The following is a 25,357-nucleotide window of genomic DNA, read 5'->3' as shown; positions in this document are numbered from 1 at the left end:
TCAGCTAGCCTTGCCAGCGCTCGCGATCTGCCTCTTCGCCGTCTCCAAAGTCATATTCGTCGATCAGACCACGGCGGGCCTGAGACGCGCGCTTACGCTCGTCAGCGCCGGTACGTGTGGTCTGTTCCAAGCGCATATCCGTGCCTCGTCCAGAGCGCATGATGTCCACCCCCGCCGCGGTCGTTGGGTCCCATTCGAAGGTGATATCACCAATGGTGACCTCATCGCCTTCCACTGCGCCGATCTTCCATAGTTCTTCTTCGACCCCCGCTTTGGCCAGCCGGTCCGCAAGGAATCCCACGGCTTCGTCATTTTCGAAGTCGGTTTGCCGGATCCACCGCTCCACCTTCTCACCCATGACCAAGAACCCTCCAGTGTTCTCGGAGTCCTTCATCACTTCGAAAGAAGCGAACCTGCCGCCCCTCTTCGACTTGACGCCCTGCGGTGTCAGCACTTTCACTTCCCGTCGGGTCACCGGATGCTCGGCGCGGTGAGTTTCCACGATCTCCAACAGCGCGTACGTGAGCTCTTTCAGCCCCGTGCGGGCGACGGTAGAAATGCGGAAAATGGGCCAGCCGAAGGACATCAGCTCCTCTTCTTGCAGGTCTGCCATGTCCTCCGCATCGGGGACGTCCATCTTGTTCAAAATGATAACGCGCGGGCGTTCCCGCAAATCACCCAAGCCCGAATCAGACGTGAGTTCTTCCTGGTAGGTGGCGAGCTCCTTTTCGAGCGCGCGAATGTCGTCCACCGGATTGCGGTCAGATTCCAAACTGGCAGCGTCCACCACATGGGCCAACACAGCGGTGCGCTCGATGTGGCGCAAGAAGTCCAACCCTAGTCCCTTACCTTGGCTAGCCCCCGGGATCAGGCCCGGCACGTCGGCAATAGTAAATGCCTTATGCCCAATGTTGACCACGCCGAGATTCGGCGCGAGCGTAGTGAACGGGTAGTCGCCAATCTTCGGGCGGGCTGCCGAAAGCACGGAGATCAGGGAGCTCTTGCCGGCAGAGGGAAATCCGACCAGCCCCACGTCGGCCATGGACTTGAGTTCTAGGGTAATGTCCTTGACCTCACCCGGCTCGCCCAGCAGCGCAAAGCCAGGGGCCTTGCGAGTTTTCGAGGCCAAGGCCGCATTGCCCAATCCGCCGTGACCACCCTCCGCAACGATCATGCGGGTGCCCTTGCCCATAAGATCGGCGATGACCTCGCCGTCTTGGTCGATAACAACCGTGCCTTCGGGTACGGGAAGAACGAGGTCTTCCCCGCGGGCACCGTGGCGGTGATCGCCAGCACCGTTGTTGCCGCGGCTGGCCTTAATATGGGGGTGGAAGTGGAAATCCAGCAGCGTGTGCACCTGGTCGGAGACTTCCAAGATAATGTCACCGCCGTGGCCACCATTACCACCGTCAGGACCACCTAGGGGGACGAACTTTTCTCGGTGCACGGAGCTACAGCCGTGGCCGCCGTCACCTGCTTGTAGGTGGAGCACCACGCGATCGACGAATTGTGCCATTGAGGTGGTCCTTTCGGTTAAGAATTTGCGCCACGCTGAGTTGCGTGGTCGGGGCCGAGCGGGGCGTCGACCAAAATAAAAGAAAAAGCCCCACGCCGTGTCCGCGTTCCTCGCCACCCCACAGTAGTGGGAGGAAAGGACAACGGGCAGCGGTCGCGGGGCGTGCGCGAGGCTGGTTATGCCTCGACGGTCTCGTTCTCGACTATGTTCACCATGCGACGGTTGCGCTTGGTGGAGAACTTAACAGCGCCAGCCTTGAGAGCGAACAAAGTATCGTCGCCACCACGGCCAACGTTCTCGCCTGGGTGGAAAGAAGTACCGCGCTGACGGATCAGGATCTCGCCGGCCTTAACCTGCTGACCACCGAATCGCTTCACACCGAGACGCTTGGACTCGGAGTCACGACCGTTGTTAGAGCTAGATGCACCCTTCTTGTGTGCCATGTGTCTCTCCCTCCTTAAGGAAGATCAGTGTCTCGGTAAAGTTACTTGATACCGGTGACCTTCAGGACCGTGAGGGCCTGACGGTGGCCGAAGCGGCGCTTGTAGCCGGTCTTGTTGCGGTAGTGCATGCCGCGGATCTTTTTGCCGCGGACGTGTTCTACGATTTCTGCGTTGACGCTTGCGGAAGCGAGCTTGTCACCGGTGGTGACGTCTGCACCGTCGACGACGAGAACCGGGGTGAGAGCCACGGAAGAACCTGGCTCACCCTCGATCTTCTCGACCTTGACGAGGTCACCTTCGGCAACCTTGTACTGCTTTCCGCCGGTCTTGACGATCGCGTACATGTAGGGCTACCCCTTTAAATTTCTCTACTCGGTTCAGGCAGCCCCCGCGGTCGTACCTAACAACGACGGCACGAGCAGAAGCACCCTGACTGGACTTATTGCTTTCACTGCGTTCAATTGGTCAGCCCTGCAAAGCTTCTGGGCTGCGAGCTGGGCGGATGCACGCATGAGTGTGCAAGCCACCTCACAATTGAACAGCGACTGCTCAAGACTACCCCTAAAAAGGCTGGAAACAAAATCACCCTCGTGTGGTTTCACACGCGCCACAAAAGGCTCTTTGTCTGCACTTGAGCAGCATGCTTTCCCCGCTAGGTTCGCTTGCGAACCACGCGACGCACACGACGGGTGCCACGGCCACCGCGTGGGGCAGCACTATCCAGTTGCTGTCCCGTTCCGCGGTTAACCTGACCTTGGCCGTCATGACCGCGATTGTTGCGGTTGTTCTGGTTGCGGCCGTCCCGGGTTCGGTTGCTCCAACCGCGCCCACCTTGACCGGGGTCCTTAGCGCCGGTGCGCTCAAAGTCCTCCGGTTGTGGTGCAATGTCTGACCGCGAATTACCGCGCGTTTGGCGCTTCCGGCGCGGTGAAGCTTCGAACTCAGCCTTCGCTTCTTCGAAAGTCTGCGAGTCCGCGTGGCGACCACGTGCCGTTCGCTGCTTCCGGGAATCGCTGGACTGCGATTCACGAGACTGCGTCGCTTCGGATTGGGTGACATCGGTGTGTTCTGTACTCGATGAGGCCCTATCGGCTGGCGCCTGACCTTGCTCCAAAGTGTTCGCGGCATTCACGTGGCGCGCACGGACAACGCGGCGAACGCGACGACGGCGGGACGCGCTTACGCCTTCGCTGTCCTTGTCGCGGTTGCCTTGGGTGTCCTGGTTATCGCGGCTGTCCCGGTTATCGCGGTTGCCCTGGTTGCCTCGGTTGTCCCGGTAATCGCGGTTGCCCCGGTTGCCTCGGTTATTCCGCGCGATGCGCTGAGAAGCCCTCTCATCACCATGCGCATCGTTGGGCATGTAGTCAGCACCCGATGGCTCATCTGGATCCTCAGCTTTTGCATTGCGCAAGGCGGATGCTGCGATGTCGTCGATAGCCACGTCATTTGCACGCCGGCGACGGTTAGTCTTTGCCTGTCCGTCATCGGCTAGGTTGTTGCCCTTGGTGCGACGACGATGGGTCAGGCCCTCATCAACGTTGCGCGCATCGGTATCGGGCTGCGATCCCGTCACGCTACGCACAACGCGACGGCGGCGCACTCGACGGGTAGATGTGGCCTTATCGTGACTGCGCGACTCGGTCTGCTCCGCAGAAGATGCCAACTCAGCGGGCGATCCCACCTCAGTCGAGCTGGACCCAGCTTGGTTGTTGTCACGGTGTGCTTTGTCACCACGACGGGAGGATTCATCGCGACGTGGCTTGCCCGTACCTTCACGCATGACTTGTTGACGTCGCGCTTGCTGGCGTTCCTTCCGGTGGCCGTGATCGCGGCGTGGCGCTTCTTCCTCCTCATGCTCCACAGGATCAGCGTGCAAGATCACACCGCGACCGTCGCATTCGGTACAGATCGTGGAGAAGGTCTCCAGCAAACCGGTACCTAAACGCTTACGGGTCATCTGCACCAAGCCCAGCGACGTCACTTCACTGACCTTGTGACGGGTACGGTCCCGGCCAAGGTACTCGGTCAGACGACGCAGCACGAGGTCCCGGTTTTCTTCCAATACCATGTCGATGAAATCCACGACAATCATGCCGCCCAGGTCACGCAAGCGCATCTGGCGAACGATCTCTTCGGCCGCTTCAAGGTTGTTCTGAGTAACCGTTTCCTCGAGGTTTCCACCGGAGCCGACAAACGATCCCGTGTTAACGTCAATGACCGTCATGGCCTCGGTCGGATCAATGATGAGGTGCCCACCGGATGGCAGCCATACCTTCCGCGACAGCGCCTTCGTCAGCTGCTCGTCTAGGTTCATCGCGGCGAAAACATCTTCGCCTTCGTGCCTATCGGGATTCCACTTGATGAGCCGACCTTGCAAGTCAGGTGCCATGCGTGACACATAGTCACGAACCACTTGCCACGACTTTGCGCCATCGACGACAAGTTCCTTGAAATCCTCATTGAAGATGTCACGGACAACCTTGACCAGCATGTTTGGCTCTTCGTAGAGCGTGATCGGCTTCGCACCCTTGCGGTCGCGAGCTTTCACTTCTTCCTTGCTGACCTTTTCCCAGATGGAGTGCAGGCGTGCCACGTCCTCCCCGATTAGTTCTTCAGGGACATTCTCAGCTGCCGTGCGGATAATGGCTCCGCCGTCACCGGGAATCACATTGGCCAGGATGTCTTTCAGTCGCTTACGCTCCGGTTCAGGCAACTTCCGGGAAATACCCGCGGTCGTTCCTCCGGGGAAGTAAACCAAGTAGCGCCCGGCGAAACTCACTCGGTTGCTCAACCGAGCGCCCTTATGCCCGACTGGGTCCTTAATGACCTGCACCAGGATCTGGTCACCCGCTTTCAAGGCCGAATCAATACGGCGGTTCTTGGAATGCAGGTGGGGCGAGTGCCAATTCATCTCGCCCGCATACAGGACAGCATTACGGCCAGTACCAATGTCGATGAACGCGGCCTCCATGCTGGACAGGACGTTCTGTACGCGGCCGAGGTAGATGTTGCCCACCATCGACTGCTGCGTCTCACTAGTTACGAAGTGTTCCACCAGCATGCCGTCTTCGACCACTCCAACCTGAGTAGTCAGGCCTTGGTGATCAGAGCGATGAGAATCACGCACCACCAACTTCCGCTCAACGGATTCGCGACGGGCCAAGAACGCAGATCGACTTACAGTCTGGGTACGTTCGCGGTTCTCGCGCCGCCACTGACGCTGAGATGCCAAACGGGTGGACCCCTTCAGACGAACAGGTTGATCCACAACGTCGGATTCATCACGCTCGGCAGGGTGCAGTTCCTCGACACGCTTAGGGGTCGAAGCGGCTTGGTCATTCTTAGACTTCCGCCGCTGAGCGCCTGCTCGCTTGTCATCCTTGGCAGCACTCTGATTCGCCCCCGCTTTCTGCGCATCATTGTCGTCCGCACCGCCACCGCGAGCAGCACTATCGCTCGCAGCGTTTTCCGTCTGCGCAGCGGCACCTTCATTCGCGGGCGCGCTCTGGTTTGCGGAACGTCCAATCACGCGGCGCACTACCCTGCGGCGAGCACGACGCCGCTGCGATGCACCACCCTGGCCACCACCCGTCTGCTCGGCCTGCGTAGTCTGTTCGCTCTGCTCGGCCTGCGTAGTCTGTTCGCTCTGCTCTTCCTGCCCTGACTGATCCTGTGGTTCGGCCTGCTCGGTCAGCTCGACCCGCTTGCTCCGCTTGGCCTGCTTGGTCTGTTCGCTCTGCTCTTCCTGCCCTGACTGATCCTGTGGTTCGGCCTGCTCGGCTGGCTCTACCTGCTCCGCCTGACCCTTTTCAATGGTCTCAGGCTTCGAAACCGGCTCCGTCTTCTCAGGCTTGTCCGCCACGTCCTCCCGGCCAGCTTCGGCAGCATTCGCACCAGCAACCTGAGTTTTCTTCCTCGTTGCCGTTTTCTTCCGCTGGGGCTTGTTTGCCTTTTCTTTCTTCGACGCCGACTTCCCCGCGGAAGGCGTTTCCGGCTGCGACGTGGCGTCATCCCCCGATGACAAAGCCACAACAACACTTTCAGCTTCCTGCTTAGTGAGGGAAGACTGCACCTTCTTGCCCTCGATACCGGCAGATTCGATATGTGGAAGTAGTTCGGACGCGCGCAGTCCCAGCTGCTTGGCCAGCAGGTGGACTCGCACCTTGGCCCCCCACTCCTCGGTATTAATTTGGGCAGCCTGAGCTGCAAGTTCCGGGCTGATTTTCGCCACGATTCTCCTTGTAAAAGCTGTGTATTTAAGTTTTATGGCCGGCACTACTGCGTCGCATCATCGTTGTGGACGGTGCTGACCTGCTTTCTATTGTGTCATACATCTGCGCGAACCATGCCTGTTGGCAGTGTGAAACGGGAACGCGATTGTTACGATCGCTGGTATGAATTCTCCCGCGGCTTTGGACAAACCCACGCTCCTCGGTATCAGTTCGGCTACCCAACCTAGCGTTGGCGGCAGGCTAACTGTCGCTGTATTGACCGCGATCGCAGCATTCACGGCCGCTTCGCCCCAGAAGGGCACACTACCTGCGCTCATCCTGCTACTTCTAGCGTTGGCAATTGGACTGGTGTGGTGGTTCAGATTGCGCCACAAGGGCAAGCGCGGTAACGACTACTCCCCCATGAAAACGGATGCAGAACTGGCCCGCACACCGTGGAGTTGGAAAGAAGAAGGCCGGGGGGTGATCGTGCTGCTGCTCATGTTCATCCCCCTCAACATGTCTCGATTATTCGCCAGTTGGGCGTTTGCCACCGTGTTCGCCGCTCTCGCCGGAGTAATCATGTGGATCGCCATGCGTTCACCCGCGTGGCGACCGGTTCATTATTCACTAGTGAAAAACATAGATAGTGACGGCGCCCTTCACATCCACAACGATGCCGAGTGGCTGCGCGCGTACCTTTACGCCAGCCAGATCGTCCCCGGTGGTTACCAAATTCGAACCGATGCCCTCATCGAGTCCGTAGCTCAATACGGAATGGATGCCAACGCAACACAAGCCGCACTTGATGAACTAGTACGTTCCGGCCAGGCCGTGCTGATCCGGGAACTCCGCTCCCACGATGGCCGCGTGCACTGGGTAACGCTCACCGAAAAGGGTCGCGAGGCATTCAAGAAAAGCGTGGGGCTGCCACTAATGCCTCAGGTGAGCTAGCCCGAAATTGCTGTATGCCCAAAGCAGTGCAGCAACGCATAAGCATGGAAAACCCGCCACTTCCGGGGTTGCTCGGATGTGACGGGTTAGTCAATTCGCCAACGCTGGGATAAAGCGCTGGTGGGTTACAGGTTAGGGAACCAGATTCCGATCTCGCGCTCAGCGGACTCTGGAGAGTCGGAACCGTGCACAACGTTCTCGCCCACAGTCAAGGCGAAGTCACCGCGGATGGTGCCCGGCGTGGCCTTAGAAACTGGGTCGGTGCCACCCGCGAGCTGGCGCCATGCCTCAATTGCACGCTCGCCCTCGACGATGCCCGCAACCAGCGGGGCGGAGGTGATGAAGTCCACGAGCTCACCGAAAAATGGCTTGTCGGAGTGCTCCGCGTAGTGCTTCTCTGCGGTCTCCCGGTCGGTAACGCGCAGGTCCAAAGCAGCCAGCTTCAGGCCCTTGCGCTCGATGCGAGCGATGATCTCGCCTACGTGGCCATTCTTAACACCGTCTGGCTTGATCAGAATCAAAGTACGTTCAGTCATGCCCAAAAGTCTACCGTGCTGTACTCCGCACTGCTTACTCAGGCTTGATCGAATCGAACTTACCGTCCGGTCCCACGTGCTGGGAGGGCAACAGCCCGCGCTTCATGCGCTCGATGAGATTCTTTTTCAGGTGGTAGATATACCACCAGACCGCTGCGAACAGCAGGCCCATCGCACCAATGGACGGGTGCACCACAAACCCTGCGATCGCAAAAACCTGCAACCCGATATTCAAGATGTCAGCGAACTTCGCCTTTTGCAGGAAAGCTGCCACAATCATCGCCACGCCCACGACGGTCACGTACACAATGTTGAATGTTGTCGCGTATTCCCCGTCGTGAATCCGGGTCACCACAGTCAGCCCCAGTAGGACAACGAGAGCCTCCAAAATGTGGGTACCCGCCATCACACCCCGTAGGCCTTTCAGCGGGTCCGCCGCCGGCTCATGCCCTGGGCCAAATGGGCCCATCTGCAGATCGTGAGCACGGTTTTTTGCCACTGCTTCTCCTTGATTTCTCGTGGTTTTTTACACCCGACGCCACGCGACCCCACGTCCCAGGGTCGCATAGGAATTAACGCTACCCCCTGGGTGCGGAGGTAACGAAAACCTCGTGCCCGTTACGCTGGACCCGAAGCCGCTGTGCTGACCGGGGCAGGCGATCAGCACGGTTGCTTGCCGAATAGCGTACGGGCCTCGCCCGCTGTCACCACCGAGCCGGTGATGAGCACCCCCGCCCCACTGACCATGCCTTCATCGCCGTCATCTTCGGCCAGCTCGATAGCCAACTCCACCGCACCGGGCAGGTTGGTGGTGACATGCACCCGTTCTTCCCCGAAAGCATCCCGAGCGTACTCCGCTAGGGTTTCTTCATTCAGCGCCCGCGGCGACTGCGTTCGAGTGATAACAACTTCATCGAGCACGGGTTCTAGAGCTGCAAGGATGCCTCGGGCGTCTTTATCGCCAAGCACGCCGACGACACCAACGAGGCGTCGGAAAGAAAAATCCCGAGCAACCGCGGCGGCCAAGGCCTTGGCGCCGTGGGGGTTGTGTGAGGCATCGATGAAAACACTGGGGGCCGAGCGCACACGCTCTAGGCGACCGGGTGAGGTGACCTTGGCAAAGCCCTCGCGAACAGTATCGATATCCAGCTGACGGCCACTACCTGCACCGAAGAACGCTTCAACAGCAGCCAGGGCCACAGCCGCGTTGCGCGCTTGATGCTCACCGGACAGGGGCAAGAAGATGTCTTCATACATACCGCCCAGCCCCCTGAGCGTGATCTGCTGACCACCGACGGCAATCTGCGCGTCAGCGACACCGAATTCGCTGCCGGCACGAGCGACCGCGGAATCCTTATCAACGGCTTCTGCCAGTACTACCCGCATTGCATCGGGGTCTTGCTCAGCGATCACCGTGACATTATCCGGTGGGGTGAGAAGGTCGTCAGCATCCCAGCGGGACTTGATGATACCCGCCTTTTCGGCAGCGATTTCCTCAATGGTGTCTCCGAGGTAATCCATGTGATCCAGCCCGATGGGTGTGATCACCGCCACGTCGGCATTGACCACATTGGTGGCATCCCACCTGCCGCCCATACCCGTTTCCACAACCGCCACGTCCACCGGGGCATCTGCGAAACTGGAATAGGCCATCGCGACGAGCACTTCGAACTTGCTCATCTTGGGCCCGCCGTTAGCCTGGCTCTTGGCATCCACCATCTCGACGTATGGCTGAATCTCGCGCCATGTGGCTATGTAGTCACGAGGGTGGATGGGTTCGCCGTCGACCGCGATGCGCTCGGTAACGATCTGCAAGTGGGGGCTGGTAGTACGCCCCGTTCGACGGTGGAACGCACGCATCAGCGATTCGATCATACGAACAGTGGACGTTTTACCGTTCGTCCCGGCGACGTGGATGACGGGAAACGCTCGCTCGGGATTGCCCAGCAAATCCATCAGCAGCTGAACACGCTCCAGCGTGGGATCGATCTTGGTTTCCGGCCACCGCTGGTCCAGTTCCGCTTCGACCTCCGCGAGGTCCTTCATGTCCTCCGTGGTGATAGGACGCGGGGGCACCACCTGCTCCCCATCGGCATCCACCAACGGGCCATCTGCTCCGGTTGGGCCTGGCAACCCGGTACCCTCACCACCTTGGGTTGCGGTGGTGCCACCGGAGGGTAACCCGCTGTCCAATCGCCCCTGGCCTGCATCGATGGGAAGTGTTAACCCGGTGTCTCCGAGTGAAAGGTCCCCCATGCTGACTTCTTCGAGGTGGTCGAGGTCATTGGCCTTGGGGGCATTGGGCTCGTGGTCGTCGGACTCATAGTCGTTGTGGAGCCCGCGTTGCGAATCTGTCATGCCTTCGGAAGTCCCTCCAAACGGGCAGTGATGCGATCAAAGTCGTCTTGCGCAACGCGCTGACGTTCGCGGATACCCTCTACTACCTTTTCTGGCGCCTTGGCCAAGAACGATTCATTGCTCAACTTCTTAGCTGCATTGTCCAGTTCCTTTTGCGCTGCGGCGAGATCCTTCTCTAAGCGCTTGCGCTCAGCGGCGATATCCACCGTGCCCGAGGTATCGAGCTCCACGGTGATCGTTGCCTGGGATAGGCGCACCTCGATGGACGCTGTTGCCCTAAAGTCCTCAGCTGGCTGCTGCAGCTTCACTAACGAGCGGGTCGCAGGTTCGAGCTCCGCCAAATCTGCTGCGGCAAAGTCCATTCGTGCTGGCACCTTTTGAGTTGGCTTGACGCCCTGGTCTGAACGGAACCGGCGCAGCTCGGTCACTAGCTTCACCATGTCATCGATGCGGCGCGCCGCCACGTGGTCGGCCTCTGCACCGCCATTGGTGAGTTCCTGGCCAGGCCATGGAGCGATGACCAGGGAAGCAGGGTAACCCTCGGCGCCATTGGTCAAGCTCTTCCACAGGGTCTCCGTGACAAATGGCATCGCAGGGTGCAGCAGGCGCAGGACGGCATCCAGCACACGGCCCAGCACTAACTGGGTATTGATGCCCCGTTGAACCTCATCCGCCGTTGCCACATCCCAATCGCGGGGGATCTGTACCTTGGCGATTTCTAGGTACCAGTCGCACAATTCGCCCCAGGCGAACTTGTATAGGTTCTCGTTAGCCAAGGAGAATTCGTAACGATCCAGGGCGTCATCAACTAGCGCACGCACTTGCTCCAGGCGGTCCAGAATCCATCGGTCAGCATCGGTAAGTTCCTCGCGGGCCGGTAGTTGCCCCACCTGAGCACCATTCATCAATGCGAACTTGGTTGCATTGAACAACTTGGTGGCGAAGTTGCGGGACGACTGCGCAGAATCCTCGCCAACGGGCAAGTCGGAACCTGGGTTGGCACCGCGAGCAAGCGTGAAGCGCAGAGCATCCGCACCATAGTCCCGCACCCAATCCATCGGATCGATACCGTTGCCCAAGGACTTGGACATTTTGCGGCCCTTTTCGTCACGGACCAAGCCGTGCAAGAACACGTCCTTGAAAGGGATCTGAGGGCGATCCCCGTGGTCTGCGTTAGCCACTGCACCATCGGTACGGGTGGCATGGCCTTCACCGCCATTGGTTTCGCCTAATACGGAAGTACCCAAACTGTCCGCGAAGGTTGCGAACATCATCATGCGCGCTACCCAGAAGAACAAGATATCGTACCCGGTCACCAGCACAGAGGTGGGATAGAATTTCTCCAGCTCCGGGGTCTTTTCGGGCCAACCCATGGTGGAAAATGGCCACAGGCCGGAACTGAACCAGGTGTCTAGGACATCTTCGTCCTGTGTCCAGCCCTCACCCGTGGGGGGCTCATCATCGGGACCACAGCAGACAATTTCACCATCAGGACCGTACCAAATCGGGATGCGGTGCCCCCACCACAGCTGACGACTAATGCACCAATCGTGCATGTCATCGACCCAGTCAAACCAACGGGGCTCTTGAGACTTAGGGTGAATCACGGTGTCACCACTGCGAATGGCATCGCCAGCCATCTTGGCCAGCTCATCCACCTTCACCCACCATTGCAGGGACAACCTAGGTTCGATCGCTTCGTGGCTGCGCTCGGAGTGACCCACAGAGTGGATGTAAGGGAACTTGCGTTCCACAATCCTGCCCTGTTCCTCGAGAGCCAAGCGAATCTTCTCACGGGCTTCGTAACGATCCATGCCGTCGAATTCTGTGCCGGTATCCGCAATATGGCCGGTTTCGTTCATAACGATTGGCATTGGCAGGTTGTGGCGCTGCCCCAGCGCAAAGTCATTCGGGTCGTGTGCAGGCGTGATCTTCACCGCACCGGTACCGAATTCCGGATCCACGTAATCATCGGCCACGATTACCATCTGGCGATCAGGCAAGAATGGGTGTGGCAGGCTGGTGCCAACCATGTCCGCATACCGCTCGTCGTCTGGGTGCACGGCCACAGCCACATCTCCCAGCATCGTTTCCACACGGGTGGTGGCAACGACCACGTGTGGTTCGTTGTCATCCAAAGAACCGTAGCGAATGCTCACCAACTCACCCTCGTCATCGGAGTACACAACCTCGATGTCGGATATGGCAGTTTGTAGTACTGGCGACCAGTTCACCATTCGGTTGGCGCGGTAAATCAATCCCTTGTCGTACAGTTCCTTAAACATGGTCTGCACCGCACGGGACAGCCCGTCGTCCAAAGTGAAACGCTCGCGGGACCAGTCGACGGAGTCACCAACAGCGCGCATTTGGCTAGAGATAACATCGCCGTACTGGTACTTCCACTTCCACACGCGCTCAATGAATTCTTCACGACCGTAGTCGAAGCGATCTTTGCCTTCGGTTTCCTTGAGTGTGGCTTCCACCTTGGTTTGGGTAGCGATGCCCGCGTGGTCAGAACCAGGCAACCACAAAACCTCATAACCCTGCATGCGTTTGCGGCGGGCCATGGCATCCATCAGGGTGTGGTCCAAAGCGTGGCCCATGTGCAATTGCCCGGTCACGTTTGGTGGTGGCAGAACAATGCTGAAAGGGGGCTTATCGCTGCTGGTATCCGCCGTGAAATAACCGGCCTCAACCCAGCCGTTGTAGAGGGTTGTCTCTACGATCGATGGGTCCCATGCCTTGGGCAGGGCTCCAGAACGATCTGGACCAATGGTGCCACGCACAGCGGTGGCCTCGGACGCACGGTTTTCACTATTTTCACTCACGGTGAACCAGTGTAGTAGACAGTACGGACATCCCCTGCAGCTCGTCAGCTAACACACCACTGCACAGCCGGGATTGACCGGAAAGCGTTATACACCTGCCTCGATCACGCGCATTTGTCCCTTGGTCCGGCTTAAACTTGCAGCGCGAAACGGATAGCTCCCACCGCTTCATCCATGGCACGCCGAGCGCCAGACCAAATCCCCGTCGAGTTCGCGAATGGGTGAACGAGGCCCGCGTGGCGTCGCAGTGTAACTGGCACCCCGTGCTCCGCCAGCCTCCTTGCGTAGGCTTCGCCCTCATCGCGCAGGGGATCAAAGCCCGCGACCGCCACATTTGCCGGTGCCACACCCGCCACATCGGCCGCCAAAAGTGGGGATACGTAGGGATTCTGGCGATCGCCATCTGGCCCGAGGTACTGTTTTTCGTACCAATCCATCTGCTCGCTGGTGAGGAAAAGCCCTTCGGAAAACTCGTGGTAACTCTCCGATCGGGGTTGTGCCAAGTTGGTCACAGGCACGATCAGTACCTGCAGGGCCGGCTGGGGTTTCTTTTCATCTCGACGCCGCAAACAAACCGCTGCAGCGAAGTTACCGCCGGCGGAATCCCCCGCCACCGCGATCCTTTGCGAATCCACGCCAGCGATTTCCCCTGTGGACATGGCAGCATCCACGACCGCATAAGCATCGTCAAACCCCGCGGGGAAACGGTGCTCGGGTGCGAGGCGATAATCCACGGACAGTACCGCTACTTCTGCCCGGTTGCAGATCCAGCGGCAGGTCGAATCATGGGAATCCAGCGAGCCGAGGGTCCACCCGCCGCCGTGGAAGTAAACAACGGTCGCTTGAGCTCGATCAGGGGATTCCGCCCCCTGGGGTCGGTAGTGGCGAACGCGCACTCCCCGCACGTCGTGCTCCGTCACGCTTCCTACGGGAAGCGTATTTCCTGCTCCCATGAAAGCTTCGTCATCGATCATTTGACGAGCTTCATCAATGGTCACCTCCCAATATTGTTTGCTGTGAATGATTCCGAGGACTTTGAGGGTGAGGGCGATGTCAGAGTCTAAGACATTGCCATCGCGGTTCGTGCGTGTCCCAGCTAGTTTCAAAAGAGGCGCAGGGAGCGCGGTCATCGCCCTGCTTCCGACGGCCATGGCCCGTGTGAAAAGATCATATTGCGGAAGCGTTTGCGCTCGGGGAGCTTGCGCGTAACGGGGCACAGATGGAGTATCGGCGGATTCGGGGAACTGTTTGTGAGAATTGGCACCGGAATTCGTCATAATCATCATCGTGGCACGCAACTGCGAGGGGCGGGCCGAATTTCGGTTTCCCGCGCAAAATTTTTTTGGGGTCGTGAGTAACGGTATGGCTCGCTGCGACGAGCTGGAAAATCAAGCTGGCCCCCGCACCCCGGGAACAAACACCGCGGAGCGAAGTGCCCGCCACCGGACACGCTGGCCCCACGCACCCCGAGAACGAACCACGCGGAGCGAAGTGCCCGCCACCGGACACGCTGCCCCACAGCATGCAAAATGTGCAGCAGAAGTCGAACAAAAACGCGTGGTGGGGTCTAGTGGTGAATGCAACACCCTGATTTGTTCATGAGGTGTTGATGATGTCCTACACTCCCGATCCTGCTGTTGTTGCTGCTTTCGACCTGATCGCGAACCACCGCTACAGCGCACTGCACGCAGCCCAAGCCACTGGCTGTACCGACCGTGCGTTGCGGGACTACATCACAAGCCAAGGTGCGCGCCTTGCGCGGGGACGTGGTGGTGGTCTTGCCACCCACAAGACAGCCACGCAGATGATGGTCATGTTCTTAGCATGTGCTGGGCGAAGTGATCACGATATTGCCGCCAGAACTGGTGTCCACCCAGTTACCGTGTACCGGTGGGTACATAATTCTGTCATGCCTGTGTCCCGCCCGTCGGTATCGTCGACAAGTAACCGTGATCAACCCATTGTGTTGTCAGTAGACCCCGTGGTGGTGAATTATCAGCCAGCGACAGTCAAAGTCGGCCGGGGTATGCGCTTAACCGCGTTCGACCGGGTCTACATCAAGTTTTGCCTAGATCAGAGTTATTCCATCCGCCGCACCGCCCGACAACTCGGCAGGCATCCCAGCGTGATCAGCCGCGAGGTAACCCGCAACAGTATCGACGGGGTGTATCACCCACTGATAGCCCAGCAACGCAGCATCGATGCAGCCAAACGCCCGAAACCGCGAAAACTTGATGCTCATACCACGTTACGACGTATCGTCATTCGACTGCTTGAACCGGCAGGTCTCACCGAAACGTATTGTAGCTAGGCTGAAACGTTTATCCGGCATTCATCAGGAGTTGACCTTGTCACACGAAACGATGTACCAAGCCCTCTACGTCCAAGCAGCTGGTGGGCTACGCCATGAGTTAACCGTCGACTACGCCCTTTCGATCAGGTCGCACAGGACGACGACCCCGCTCGAAGCTACCGACTCGCGGGCGCGGGGCGAAACCATGGGTTCATGGCGCGACAATATTCCACCCGCCCACCACACGCTGCTGACCGGGCGGTGCCAGGGCATTGGGAAGGTGATCTCGTGTGAGGCGCTCAGGGTGGAAAGCACGCGATCATCACCTTGATAGAACGGCATAGCCGGTTGTTCATGGCCAGGTTGTTAACCACCGATCACACGTCCCAGACCGTGGTCACCGCGTTGAAAGACATGCTCGGGCAGATCAACCAGATGGCTATCGCCCCAGACCGTCGCGTCCAGACCCTGACCTGGGATCAGGGCGCGGAAATGGCTGCCAGTGGTCAGCTGGCCGAACATTTTGAGGGGTTGAAGCTCTACTTCTGCGATCCGCACTCCCCATGGCAGCGGCCGAGTAACGAGAATATTAATGCCGAGCTACGCCGATTCATTCCGAAAGGCACCGATCTTGCCACGGTGACCCATGAGCAACTCCAGGAATATGAAGACCTGATCAACGACACTCCACGGGTGGTGCTAGATGGGCTGACCCCGAGGGAAGTATTCTTTAACCTCGATCCATCCGAAGATGTTGCATTCACCGCCTGACCCTTCCCGCGATTTTGTTGGACTTCTGCTGCACATTCGTTTTCACCGCGAAAACACCGGCGCTGTGTTGCGCACGAAAACTCCGGCACTGGTACGTTCGGGAGCGCTCCGGCACTGCTTTGCGCGCGAAAACACCGGCACTGAGGCGTTCGGGAGCGCCTCCTATCCCCTCACGAACTACCTAGTCTCCAACAACCGCACCTGGGGGACTGGCAACCTCACCTGCGGGACTGGCAAGCTCACCTGGGGGACTGACAACCTATATAGCGACGGCTCCCACCAACGCGCTTTGTCAAACCAATCCAGCAGATTTCACTGCATCTAGCTCTTCCTGCAGTTCCGCCACGGAATTGTTAATCCGGTCACGCTGATCGTCTGAGAGCTCTAGACCTTGGACAATCTCCCACTGCCCGTCCACGCTGCGGCAAGGGAAGCTGCTCACTAGGCCTTCTGGAACTCCGTACGAGCCATCGGAAGGCAATGCAACGGAAACCCAGTCATTCTCAGCAGTTCCGTTAATCCAAGTACGCATATGATCACATGCCGCAGAAGCAGCAGACGCCGCGGAGCTACGCCCACGAACTTCGATGATTTCCGCGCCACGCTTAGCCACACGCGGAATGAACTCATCGTTGACCCACTGGTCGTCAAGCTTGTCCTCTGCGGGTTCCCCCTTGACCTTTAGCTCGGTAACATCCGGGAACTGAGTGGCCGAGTGGTTACCCCACACAGTCATGTTTGTCAGATCTGTCACGGCCACATCCAACTTTTCTGCGACCTGCGCTAATGCACGATTATGATCCAAGCGAGTCAGGGCCGTAATCTGCTTCGGGGCCACACCCTGAGCGTGCGCAGCCACAATGGCCGCATTGGTATTTGCTGGGTTTCCGACCACCAGTACTCGAATGTCATCTGCGGCTACCTCACCAATCGCTTTACCCTGCGGTGCGAAAATCTTGCCGTTGGCTTGGAGCAGGTCAGACCGCTCCTCCCCCTTTTGGCGAGGCTTTGCTCCCACAAGAAAAGCCGCGTTGGCGCCCTTAAAGCCCTCTGCGGGATCAGTGCTAATCGTCACCTCACCCAGCAAGGGGAACGCGCAATCGGCCAGTTCCATGGCTACGCCCTTGGCAACCTTCGCGCCCTCTTCCGTCTCCAGCAACCGCAGATTGACCTTGCGCTGACCGAAAACCTCGCCAGTAGCCAACCGGAAGAGGAGTGAATAGCCGATCTGACCAGCCGCGCCGGTGACAGTCACCGTAACTGGGAAACTATCGTTCAGCGTGGAGCCATTGTTTGCTAACTGCTGGTTCGTAACCTGCTGATTCATGATGTTCTGTAATCCTTCCATTGAGCGTGCGTGCGCCGAGCCAGTGATCCTTAAGCGAAAACCACTATCCCTCGGTTCTTGCTACCCTCTCGAGGTTAGCCGTCGCTGCGGTTTTCCGTCTGGGTAGGATGTGGAACATGTCCAACCTCCCCCAATCTGCTGCACGATACGGGCTACCTTCCGGTGACTACCTAAGACTCATGACAGAGGCGCTACCGCTGCTAGCGGGGCGTCGAGAAGAAGTAAGTGAGCAGGAAAAAGAAGAGCTCGCTCACCGCAGCGGAGTACCCGCGACCCAGCGGCCACTCGCGGATATTGCGGAGCTGTATGGGGAGTGTCTGCGCTTCGCGCACGCTCAGATCTGGCCGGAATTGGACGAAAACCTCGATGCGGTCATGGATGAGGAGCTGTACACCCTCACCCCTGTCAACGCGCTGCGCCACCTGGTCAGCACCACTTTCCACCGCTTCCATCAGCATCCAGCGGAGGTCGCTTTCATCGTGGCCGACAATGTGGGTCGCAGGGAAAGCAACGAGATACCAACGGTGGAACTGGAGCAATCGCCTGTTATCTTGCAACTCGATCGCGTGCTAATGCGAGGCCACGACATCGGTGCATTTCGCTACGGCGTCTCCGCGGAAGACCTCTACGTGATCATCGTGGCGCTGTGCTCTTTCCCCATGGCGCACGGGCCCGCGTTTCACGCTCTATACGGCATGAATGCCTCCGATGAAGCTAACTGGCAAGGGATGACCAAGCTGACCGAGGATGCAGTACTCGCATTCCTCACGACCACCATGCCGACGTCCCAGGGCTCGTCATACACGCACTCTTCACAAACCCACACCAGTTCGGTGGGGCTGCCGAGCTCGGTGGCGGCCTCGTTATACGCCACTGAGCACCACGACTGGGAGTAGCTAGAACTAAGCCACCGCTGGCCCAGTCAGTCAAACAGCCAACACGGCCCAAGCACCACGCCCGCGGCCTATCGCATCCGCCTCCAACCACGCCCGCGGCCCATCACACCCACCCCCAACCACGCCCGCGGCCTATCGCATCCGCCTCCAACCACGCCCGCGGCCCATCGCACCCACCCCCAACCACGCCCGCGGCCTATCGCATCCGCCTCCAACCACGCCCGCGGCCTATCGCACCCGCCGCTTAGCGCAGCATCCCAAGCACGGCAGTCACGAACCTACGCGGACTTCCGCTCACGCTCCGCAACTTCCTCGTGGCTCAGTAGCGTGGGCTCCGCCTTGCCAGCAGCGCACTCACCAGTGATCACGACCTCACCTGTCTTCTCGTCCTCTGGGATGGCGAACATGATCGGCAACAAGATTGTCTCCATGATGGACCGCAGCCCGCGGGCACCGGTTTCGCGCGCGAGTGCCTGCTGAGCTATCTCGGTCAGCGCCTCATCAGTGAAGCTCAGCTGCACCCCGTCCATCTCGAACAACCGCTGATACTGGCGCACTAGGGAATTTTTCGGCTCGGTCAGAACCCGTACAAGCGCCTGCTCATCCAGGTGCCCCACGTGGGTGACCACGGGGAGACGACCAATCAGCTCCGGAATCAACCCGAATTTCACCAGATCCTCGGGCTCAACGAACTGGAACGGATTCGGCTCCTCGTCTTTCTTTCCGCTGATCTCAGCTCCGAAACCCAACCCCTTCTTGCCTCGACGTTCGGAGACCACCTTCTCCAGCCCCGCAAACGCACCCGCCACAATGAACAACACGTTCTTCGTGTCGAATTGGATGAACTCCTGGTTGGGGTGCTTGCGCCCACCTTGTGGCGGAACGCTGGCAACGGTGCCCTCCAGAATCTTCAGCAGCGCCTGCTGCACACCTTCTCCCGAAACATCGCGCGTGATGGAAGGGTTTTCCGACTTCCGCGAAATCTTGTCAACCTCGTCAACGTAAATGATCCCGCGCTGCGCCTTCGCTACATCAAAATCCGCAGCCTGCAGCAGTTTGAGCAGGATGTTTTCCACGTCTTCGCCCACGTAACCGGCCTCCGTCAGGCTGGTGGCATCGGCGATAGCGAAGGGCACGTCCAACTTCCGGGCGAGAGACTGTGCCAGGTAGGTCTTACCGGAACCAGTTGGCCCCAGCATCAAGATATTGGACTTGCTGAGCTCCACTTCATCATCACTGCGACGGGCCGATGCATTGGCCTCCTCCACCTTGATGCGTTTGTAATGGTTGTACACAGCCACTGCCAAAGTGCGCTTGGCATCGTCTTGGCCGATGACGTATTCGTCCAAGAACTTAGCGATTTCCGATGGTTTCGGCAGCTTATCGCTCCCCTCACCACCAGGTGCGGAGATCATTTCCTCTTCAATGATCTCGTTGCACAGTTCAATGCATTCATCGCAGATGTAAACACCAGGCCCCGCGATGAGCTTGCGGACCTGTTTTTGACTCTTTCCGCAAAATGAGCACTTCAATAGCTCTGCGCTTTCTGGCATGAGTTTCCAGTCCAGCTTTCTACTAATCTCTCGGAGCGCTGCCCCGTTGCCACATTCCCCACAACGACAGCACCTTCGGCCTTCAGGCTTTCCACTTTACCCGCCGCCGCAACCATCACCGTGTCCTGCTGGCGATGGGTGTGTCGCACATTTCTTACTCTATTGAACCGACGCCCCTCTCCCCCCAGCACTCACCGCCGCAGGGCAAATCACGCCGGCCACATCTAGACTTCTTCATTACCGACGCCCCCCCTCCCCCACAGCACTCACCGCCACAGGGCAAATCACGCCGGCCACATCTAGACTTCTTCATTACCGACGCCACGCGGGGCCCGCGGCCTACCGGCCCCGAACCCCGCGATGACAACGCATTTCTTCGTTAAGAACTTAATCTTGCGCGGAAAGCTTTCGGTATTCAAATACCTGATCGATGATGCCGTATTCCTTGGCTTCCTCAGCGGTAAGGATCTTGTCACGGTCCGTGTCGATTCGAACCTGCTCGGCAGTGCGACCGGTGTGGCGCGCCAACGTGGTTTCCATCAGGGTACGCATGCGCTCGATTTCCTTGGCCTGAATCTCCAAGTCGGAAACCTGGCCCTGAACCCCGCCGGTGGCAGGCTGGTGAATCAGCACTCGGGCGTTCGGCAACGCGGCACGCTTGCCCGGGGTACCGGCAGCCAGCAACACCGCGGCAGCGGATGCTGCCTGCCCGAGGCACACGGTCTGTACATCGGGGCGTACGTACTGCATCGTGTCGTAAATCGCCATCAAGCTGGTGAAAGAACCACCGGGCGAGTTGATGTACATGGTGATATCACGGTCTGGATCGAGACCTTCCAAAACCAACAGCTGCGCCATGATGTCATTGGCGGAAGCATCATCGACCTGGGTTCCCAGGAAAATGATGCGCTCCTCGAACAGCTTGTTGTACGGATTAGATTCCTTCGCACCGTAGCTAGAGTGCTCTACGAAGGATGGCAGGATGTATCGCATTTCTGGCATCTGCATGGTTCTTACTTCTCCTTCGCAGAGGTGATGACGTGATCAACGAAGCCGTACTCCTTGGCTTGCTGGGCCGTGAACCAGCGATCACGATCCGAATCCTTGGTAATCTGCTCCACGGTCTGGCCGGTGAACTCAGCAATGAGCTCCGCCATTTCGCGCTTAGTATGCGCAAACTGCTCAGCCTGGATAGCAATGTCCGCAGCGGTACCGCCCACACCGGCAGATGGCTGGTGCATCATAATGCGAGCGTGTGGCAAAGCGTAGCGCTTTCCCTTAGTGCCGGCGGACAACAGGAACTGCCCCATGGATGCTGCCAATCCCATGCCGTAGGTGGCAATATCGCACGGTGCGTAACGCATCGTGTCGTAGATAGCCATGCCCGCAGTGACCGAACCACCGGGAGAGTTGATGTACAGGGAGATGTCCTTGGTGGGATCCTCCGCCGCCAACAACAGGATCTGGGCACAGAGCTTGTTGGCGATCTCGTCATCGACCTGGCTGCCGAGGAAGATAATGCGCTCCCGCAGCAGGCGCTCGAAGACATGATCGTTCATGTTCGGGGCCTCCATGCCGTTAGCCGCCCGAGGGCTGGATTGAGTACTCATTGTGCTCCTTATAGCAAGGTGTAATTCGTTGTGCGCCCCAGCCTAGTCACGCCTACCGACATCGTGTGTCGCCGAAGGCGGTTGTTCGCTATCAGCGCACGATCCGGGGAGGAGGTCGGCGTCGAAACGAAAAAAGCTGCAGGCATTGAGACAGGAAAAGACAAAGCCCACCGGCCTTGTCGACAAGACCAGTGGGAGCGTCTAAACCCTAGAAACCCCGCCCCTCATCCGCTGGTGGCCACGCCCACGCACTATTCCGCGCGACAGTCAGTGCTCAGCAAGGGCCAGAGGGCGGAGCAGGGATTTACTTGTCCTCTGAAGAGTCAGCCTTCTTGGTGGACTTCTTCGTCGTGGACTTCTTGGCGGTGGACTTCTTCGCCGCAGTCTTCTTGGTGGACTTCTTAGCTGCGGTCTTCTTCGCAGGCTTGTCGTCCTTGTCCTCGGCCTTCTTCTCGGTCTTGGTGCCGGCCTTCTTCTCGGTCTTCGCGTCAGCCGTGGACTCCTCGGCCTCGGCACCCTCGGCCTCTTCCTCGCCAAAGAACTGCTTGGGATCGACAACCTCGCCGTCAGTGTCCTTCACGGAGGTCTTGGCGATGTTCAATGCCAGAGCCTTACCGCGACGAACGTCGGCGAACAGACTGCCCAGCTGGTTAGCCTGCTGCAGCTGCATGATGAACTGGTTCGGGTCCATACCGTACTGGTTAGCCGTGAACGCGATGTGGTCCATCAGCTCTTCCTGGGAGACGTTTGGCTGCTCAACGTCAGCCAGCGCATCGAGGAACAACTGGGTGCGCACGGAATCCTCAGCGGAGCTGCGTGCGTCCTCTTCGAACTTCTCACGGGTCAAGTCCTGTGCGGCCAGCATGGACTCGAATACCTTCTCGTCACCACCGAACTGGGCGATGATCTGCTGGATCTGCCCGTCGACCTGCTCCTTGACAACGGACTCAGGCAGCGGAACCTCGACCTGGTCCAGAGCAGCTTCCAAGACCTTGTCACGAATCTGACCGGCCTGGGTATTCTTCAGCTGGTTCTCCACCTGGGTCTTCAGGGAGTCGCGCAGCTCATCCAAGGTGTCGAACTCGGAAGCCAGCTGTGCGAACTCGTCATCGAGCTCTGGCAGTTCACGTTCCTTGACGGATACGACCTTCACGGTGACTTCGGCCTCTTCATCCGCGTGCTCACCGGCAACGAGCTTAGAGGTGAAGGTGTTTTCCTCCCCCTCCTTCATGCCGACCAGGGTATCGTCCAAGCCCTCAATGAGGGAATCGTTGCCGACCTCGTGGGACAGCCCCTCGGTAGTCGCCTCGTCAACGGTCTCACCATCGATGGTGGCGGAGAGATCAATGGAAACGAAGTCGCCCTTCTTCACAGCGCGCTCAACTGGCTTCAGGGTGCCGAAGCGTGCCTGTAGGTTCTTCAGTTCCTCGTCGACTGCAGCCTCGTCGGCGACTACTGGGTCGACCTCGACGGAAATCTTGGAGAAGTCTGGAACGTCGATCTCTGGGCGAACGTCAACCTCAGCAGTGAAGATGACGTGCTTGCCATCTTCCAGCTCGGTGATGTCGATGTCCGGCTGGCTAAGCACCTTGAGGTCGTGCTCATCGACTGCCTGGCTGTAACGGCTTGGCAGCATCTCGTTTATTACCTGATCCAGCACCATGCCACGGCCTAGACGCGCTTCCAGCAACTTTGCAGGGGCCTTACCCTTGCGGAATCCTGGCATGTTTACTTGTTGCGCCAGGGAGGCATACGCCTTGTCGAACTCCGGCTTGAGCTCCTCGAAGGGTACCTCGACGGTGATCTTGGTGCGGGTGGCGCTCAGCTTCTCTACAGAGCTCTTCACGAATGCACACTCCTGTGTCGATAATAGGGTTTCGCGGATGCGGTCTTTTGTCACGATACGCCGTTTCTGGGGCGCGGTCGTTCCCGCATCTTTTCGGTCGTTCGTCAATTTTATATGTCGACGCCCCGCTGGCTTCGTAAGGGTCGATTATTACTGGGCCCTTGGCCAAACTGAACGCGCTGGAACAAGTTAATCCCGCCACGTCACGCCGACTTTGATCTATCCCCCCGGGGCCGCGAATATGCGAATGACCCTCGGGCTGGTTAGCCCGAGGGTCATTTTAGTACTGTCGGGATAGCGGGATTTGAACCCACGACCCCTCGCTCCCAAAGCGAGTGCGCTACCAAACTGCGCCATATCCCGATCCACAAAACACTAGCACCCCCAAGGAGGTGCTTGCGCTGTTGCGTGCATTACTTTACGTGCACCGGGAGGGAAACACAAAACGACAGTTCAGGGGCTTGTGGCATACGATCAGTAGAACGAATTCAACGGGCACAGGGAATGGGCAAGCCAGAGCATGTAGCACCTATCGTTACAGCAGTCCCCTACGCATGGTCGGCATCTAATGAAGTTGGAATTACTATATCCAGCACAAAGCTCACAGCAGCGTAAGCGATCGTTACCAGCAACGCTATCCCGGTAGGCCTAATAACGAGGCTAAAGACTGGAGACTGCAAGCCCAATCCAATAAGCGTGGAGACGTGACCCATTCCATCCAGTGTTCTATTGGAAAGATAGCGGCGATACTGATCTACTGGAAAGACAGTGGCGATACTGATTTACTGGAAAGACAGCGGCGGTACTGATCTACTGGAAAGACAGTGGCGATACTGACGAGGAAAATCTGCACCGAAATGCTGAGCATCACCCCAGTTCCTGTAGCGACTGCGATGGAACCCCACAACCCACTGGCATGCTTAGGATTCGTGCTGCCCACCCCCGCCATCACAAAGGTGGCCCATCCGAATTAACCCCCACCCACCCCCCGGATGAGTACACATGAGAAAGCACCTATGCCACTATTGTCATGACTTACGTCATGACTAAAAAGGCAATAGGGAGTTAAAACCGCCCCTGAACTGGAGGGAACGACGGGAATCGAACCCGCGTCTTCAGCTTGGAAGGCTGAGGTATTAGCCACTATACGACGTTCCCCTAAGTAGTAACTCTACGTTGCTCACTACAACCGGCCCGGCGATAGCGTGCAGTAAGTAGCGTAACCACTGGAGCCAAAGCCTACACGCCATTCACATGACTAATCAAATTCGAACTTTCGGCCGTTCAACTGTCGCCTCTCCTTTCCCCCATAGGGTTTCCCTTAACCTGCAGTTTTCCGGTATGTTAGCTAATGTGCGTCCCCCCCGACAGGCAATACACCTATCCTCGTCACCAAAACCGGACGCTATCATACTTAATATGCAACCGATCATTATCGACAAGGACACGGGAGTTGAGCTGTGGACAGCTTCCCAGTGTGCTGAATACACGGGAACTGCCCGTGGGACATTCACCAGTTACGCTGGGCGCGGTCGCGCGCCTGAGCCCGTAGCCAAGCATCACGGGTTAACACTCTGGCTTTCGGACGATATCCGCGAGTGGCACAATAACCGCATCGCACAGCGCGAAAAGTAAGCCTTTCAGTTAATCTCCCACCCTTGTTCCCTCGTCTCCGGGAACTTCACCACATTCCATTCACAGAGACATATCACCGCAAAACCAAGCCCCCGAATTCCGCAATAGGGATCCGGGGGCTTCGATTTCTGGGGCCAGATGGGCAAGTTCTAGTGATCGTGGAAACACCTGACTTCGTGTGAGGTGTTGTCTTGGAGTCTCGGTGGGACCCGGATTCTGTTGTGGTCGAACGTTTTTGTAGTTTGATGCAGGCAGGAAGCTCTGTTCGTGCTGCCGCTGTCAGCGTCGGGTTGCCTCATTCTGTGGCGTATCGGCTTGCCCGGCAGTTGGACGTGGAAGTTCGACGATATCGTGTTACGTCATCGGAGGATTCAGAGCGTATCAGCCAGTTGTGGCTTGCTGGTTGGGCGCCGATGGATATTGCTCGTCAATGCAAGGTCAACTCGAGCGTGGTCTATCGGATCGGTATTGAACTGGGCTTGTGGAAACGCAACCCGCATGGACGACGAGCTGCCGCAACCACCAGACGCTGCGGGTACCTACAACTTAGAGTCAATGC

19 protein-coding genes, 2 tRNA genes and 1 pseudogene are annotated in these 25,357 nt (G+C 58.3%); 5 read left to right on the top strand and 17 right to left on the bottom strand.

Going from position 1 to position 25,357, the window contains the following annotated elements:
- Window positions 1-4 precede the first annotated feature (4 nt).
- The 4 genes from obgE to CAURIC_RS03195 all read right to left on the bottom strand — a co-directional run bounded on the left by obgE (window position 5) and on the right by CAURIC_RS03195 (window position 6,190).
- Window positions 5-1,516, bottom strand: coding sequence for a GTPase ObgE (gene obgE, locus CAURIC_RS03210; RefSeq protein WP_035113280.1), 1,512 nt, complete (start codon window positions 1,514-1,516; stop codon window positions 5-7).
- 176 nt (window positions 1,517-1,692) lie between these two features.
- Window positions 1,693-1,959 (bottom strand): 50S ribosomal protein L27, encoded by a 267-nt coding sequence (gene rpmA, locus CAURIC_RS03205; protein WP_013888020.1) that lies wholly within the window; start codon window positions 1,957-1,959, stop codon window positions 1,693-1,695.
- Window positions 1,960-2,000: 41 nt separating this feature from the next.
- Window positions 2,001-2,303 (bottom strand): 50S ribosomal protein L21, encoded by a 303-nt coding sequence (gene rplU, locus CAURIC_RS03200; RefSeq protein ID WP_035113279.1) that lies wholly within the window; start codon window positions 2,301-2,303, stop codon window positions 2,001-2,003.
- 308 nt (window positions 2,304-2,611) lie between these two features.
- The gene (locus CAURIC_RS03195) at window positions 2,612-6,190 is read right to left on the bottom strand and encodes an Rne/Rng family ribonuclease (protein WP_290183293.1); all 3,579 of its coding nucleotides are present in this window, start codon (window positions 6,188-6,190) and stop codon (window positions 2,612-2,614) included.
- A 163-nt stretch (window positions 6,191-6,353) separates the two neighbouring features.
- On the opposite strand from CAURIC_RS03195, the gene CAURIC_RS03190 reads away from it, so the two are divergent.
- Complete coding sequence (locus CAURIC_RS03190) at window positions 6,354-7,124, top strand: helix-turn-helix domain-containing protein (protein ID WP_052094800.1); 771 nt, start codon at window positions 6,354-6,356, stop codon at window positions 7,122-7,124.
- Window positions 7,125-7,249: 125 nt separating this feature from the next.
- Here the strand turns inward: CAURIC_RS03190 and ndk are convergent, their stop codons facing one another.
- The 5 genes from ndk to CAURIC_RS03165 form a co-directional block, all read right to left on the bottom strand.
- Complete coding sequence (ndk, locus tag CAURIC_RS03185; RefSeq protein ID WP_035113277.1) at window positions 7,250-7,660, bottom strand: nucleoside-diphosphate kinase; 411 nt, start codon at window positions 7,658-7,660, stop codon at window positions 7,250-7,252.
- Between the two features lie 34 nt (window positions 7,661-7,694).
- Window positions 7,695-8,159 (bottom strand): DUF4233 domain-containing protein, encoded by a 465-nt coding sequence (locus CAURIC_RS03180; protein ID WP_035113276.1) that lies wholly within the window; start codon window positions 8,157-8,159, stop codon window positions 7,695-7,697.
- A 161-nt stretch (window positions 8,160-8,320) separates the two neighbouring features.
- Complete coding sequence (folC, locus tag CAURIC_RS03175) at window positions 8,321-10,018, bottom strand: bifunctional tetrahydrofolate synthase/dihydrofolate synthase (protein ID WP_425474814.1); 1,698 nt, start codon at window positions 10,016-10,018, stop codon at window positions 8,321-8,323.
- Window positions 10,015-12,804, bottom strand: a complete 2,790-nt coding sequence (locus CAURIC_RS03170; protein WP_290183415.1) for a valine--tRNA ligase — start codon at window positions 12,802-12,804, stop codon at window positions 10,015-10,017. The genes folC and CAURIC_RS03170 overlap by 4 nt, the downstream gene beginning before the upstream one ends.
- Before the next feature lie 173 nt (window positions 12,805-12,977).
- Window positions 12,978-14,123 carry an alpha/beta hydrolase gene (locus tag CAURIC_RS03165; protein WP_290183292.1) on the bottom strand — a complete coding sequence of 382 codons (1,146 nt, stop codon included), beginning with the start codon at window positions 14,121-14,123 and terminating at the stop codon, window positions 12,978-12,980.
- Window positions 14,124-14,455: 332 nt separating this feature from the next.
- Here CAURIC_RS03165 and CAURIC_RS03160 point away from each other — a divergent pair, with 332 nt between their 5' ends.
- Together CAURIC_RS03160 and CAURIC_RS03155 are read left to right on the top strand one after the other, a co-directional pair.
- Entirely contained in the window at window positions 14,456-15,157 is a 702-nt protein-coding gene (locus tag CAURIC_RS03160; RefSeq protein ID WP_290183291.1) for a helix-turn-helix domain-containing protein, read from the top strand.
- A gap of 294 nt (window positions 15,158-15,451) precedes the next feature.
- Window positions 15,452-15,910 (top strand): annotated as a pseudogene (locus CAURIC_RS03155) (IS30 family transposase); the annotation flags it as partial.
- 292 nt (window positions 15,911-16,202) lie between these two features.
- On the opposite strand, the gene CAURIC_RS03150 reads toward CAURIC_RS03155, so the two are convergent.
- The gene (locus CAURIC_RS03150; RefSeq protein ID WP_290183290.1) at window positions 16,203-17,237 is read right to left on the bottom strand and encodes a malate dehydrogenase; all 1,035 of its coding nucleotides are present in this window, start codon (window positions 17,235-17,237) and stop codon (window positions 16,203-16,205) included.
- Window positions 17,238-17,374: 137 nt separating this feature from the next.
- Between CAURIC_RS03150 and CAURIC_RS03145 the strand changes: the two genes are divergently transcribed.
- Entirely contained in the window at window positions 17,375-18,154 is a 780-nt protein-coding gene (locus tag CAURIC_RS03145) for a hypothetical protein (RefSeq protein WP_084588165.1), read from the top strand.
- 278 nt (window positions 18,155-18,432) lie between these two features.
- Here the strand turns inward: CAURIC_RS03145 and clpX are convergent, their stop codons facing one another.
- From clpX to CAURIC_RS03110, 7 genes are all read right to left on the bottom strand, one after another.
- Window positions 18,433-19,707, bottom strand: coding sequence for an ATP-dependent Clp protease ATP-binding subunit ClpX (gene clpX, locus CAURIC_RS03140; RefSeq protein WP_035114344.1), 1,275 nt, complete (start codon window positions 19,705-19,707; stop codon window positions 18,433-18,435).
- Window positions 19,683-19,856 (bottom strand): hypothetical protein, encoded by a 174-nt coding sequence (locus CAURIC_RS03135; RefSeq protein ID WP_156963453.1) that lies wholly within the window; start codon window positions 19,854-19,856, stop codon window positions 19,683-19,685. Before CAURIC_RS03135 ends, clpX begins: the two co-directional genes overlap by 25 nt.
- 238 nt (window positions 19,857-20,094) lie before the next feature.
- Window positions 20,095-20,715, bottom strand: coding sequence for an ATP-dependent Clp protease proteolytic subunit (locus CAURIC_RS03130; protein WP_070433943.1), 621 nt, complete (start codon window positions 20,713-20,715; stop codon window positions 20,095-20,097).
- Window positions 20,716-20,720: 5 nt separating this feature from the next.
- Window positions 20,721-21,317, bottom strand: coding sequence for an ATP-dependent Clp protease proteolytic subunit (locus CAURIC_RS03125; protein ID WP_035114347.1), 597 nt, complete (start codon window positions 21,315-21,317; stop codon window positions 20,721-20,723).
- A 304-nt stretch (window positions 21,318-21,621) separates the two neighbouring features.
- A complete protein-coding gene (gene tig, locus CAURIC_RS03120) occupies window positions 21,622-23,163 on the bottom strand; it encodes a trigger factor (RefSeq protein WP_035114350.1) in 1,542 nt (513 codons plus the stop codon).
- Window positions 23,164-23,452: 289 nt separating this feature from the next.
- Window positions 23,453-23,526: transfer RNA gene (locus CAURIC_RS03115), tRNA-Pro, on the bottom strand.
- Window positions 23,527-24,246: 720 nt separating this feature from the next.
- Window positions 24,247-24,321, bottom strand: a tRNA-Gly gene (locus CAURIC_RS03110).
- Between the two features lie 261 nt (window positions 24,322-24,582).
- Here CAURIC_RS03110 and CAURIC_RS03105 point away from each other — a divergent pair.
- Complete coding sequence (locus tag CAURIC_RS03105; protein ID WP_035114353.1) at window positions 24,583-24,798, top strand: helix-turn-helix transcriptional regulator; 216 nt, start codon at window positions 24,583-24,585, stop codon at window positions 24,796-24,798.
- The last annotated feature ends 559 nt before the right edge of the window (window positions 24,799-25,357 follow it).

Source organism: Corynebacterium auriscanis (genome assembly GCF_030408435.1).
GTDB classification, from domain to species: Bacteria; Actinomycetota; Actinomycetes; order Mycobacteriales; family Mycobacteriaceae; genus Corynebacterium; species Corynebacterium auriscanis.
Note: the sequence above shows the minus strand (reverse complement) of the source record. Positions and strands in the feature narration are given on the sequence as shown.

Bases quoted from the DNA above. Each gene is read 5' to 3' on its own strand.
- rplU (WP_035113279.1), bottom strand. From the start codon at position 2,303: ATGTACGCGATCGTCAAGACCGGCGGAAAGCAGTACAAGGTTGCCGAA.
- rpmA (WP_013888020.1), bottom strand. From the start codon at position 1,959: ATGGCACACAAGAAGGGTGCATCTAGCTCTAACAACGGTCGTGACTCC.
- ndk (WP_035113277.1), bottom strand. From the start codon at position 7,660: ATGACTGAACGTACTTTGATTCTGATCAAGCCAGACGGTGTTAAGAAT.
- clpX (WP_035114344.1), bottom strand. From the start codon at position 19,707: ATGCCAGAAAGCGCAGAGCTATTGAAGTGCTCATTTTGCGGAAAGAGT.
- CAURIC_RS03160 (WP_290183291.1), top strand. From the start codon at position 14,456: ATGATGTCCTACACTCCCGATCCTGCTGTTGTTGCTGCTTTCGACCTG.
- CAURIC_RS03105 (WP_035114353.1), top strand. From the start codon at position 24,583: ATGCAACCGATCATTATCGACAAGGACACGGGAGTTGAGCTGTGGACA.
- CAURIC_RS03125 (WP_035114347.1), bottom strand. From the start codon at position 21,317: ATGAGTACTCAATCCAGCCCTCGGGCGGCTAACGGCATGGAGGCCCCG.
- CAURIC_RS03130 (WP_070433943.1), bottom strand. From the start codon at position 20,715: ATGCAGATGCCAGAAATGCGATACATCCTGCCATCCTTCGTAGAGCAC.
- CAURIC_RS03165 (WP_290183292.1), bottom strand. From the start codon at position 14,123: ATGACGAATTCCGGTGCCAATTCTCACAAACAGTTCCCCGAATCCGCC.
- CAURIC_RS03190 (WP_052094800.1), top strand. From the start codon at position 6,354: ATGAATTCTCCCGCGGCTTTGGACAAACCCACGCTCCTCGGTATCAGT.
- folC (WP_425474814.1), bottom strand. From the start codon at position 10,018: ATGACAGATTCGCAACGCGGGCTCCACAACGACTATGAGTCCGACGAC.
- CAURIC_RS03150 (WP_290183290.1), bottom strand. From the start codon at position 17,237: ATGAATCAGCAGGTTACGAACCAGCAGTTAGCAAACAATGGCTCCACG.
- obgE (WP_035113280.1), bottom strand. From the start codon at position 1,516: ATGGCACAATTCGTCGATCGCGTGGTGCTCCACCTACAAGCAGGTGAC.
- CAURIC_RS03145 (WP_084588165.1), top strand. From the start codon at position 17,375: ATGTCCAACCTCCCCCAATCTGCTGCACGATACGGGCTACCTTCCGGT.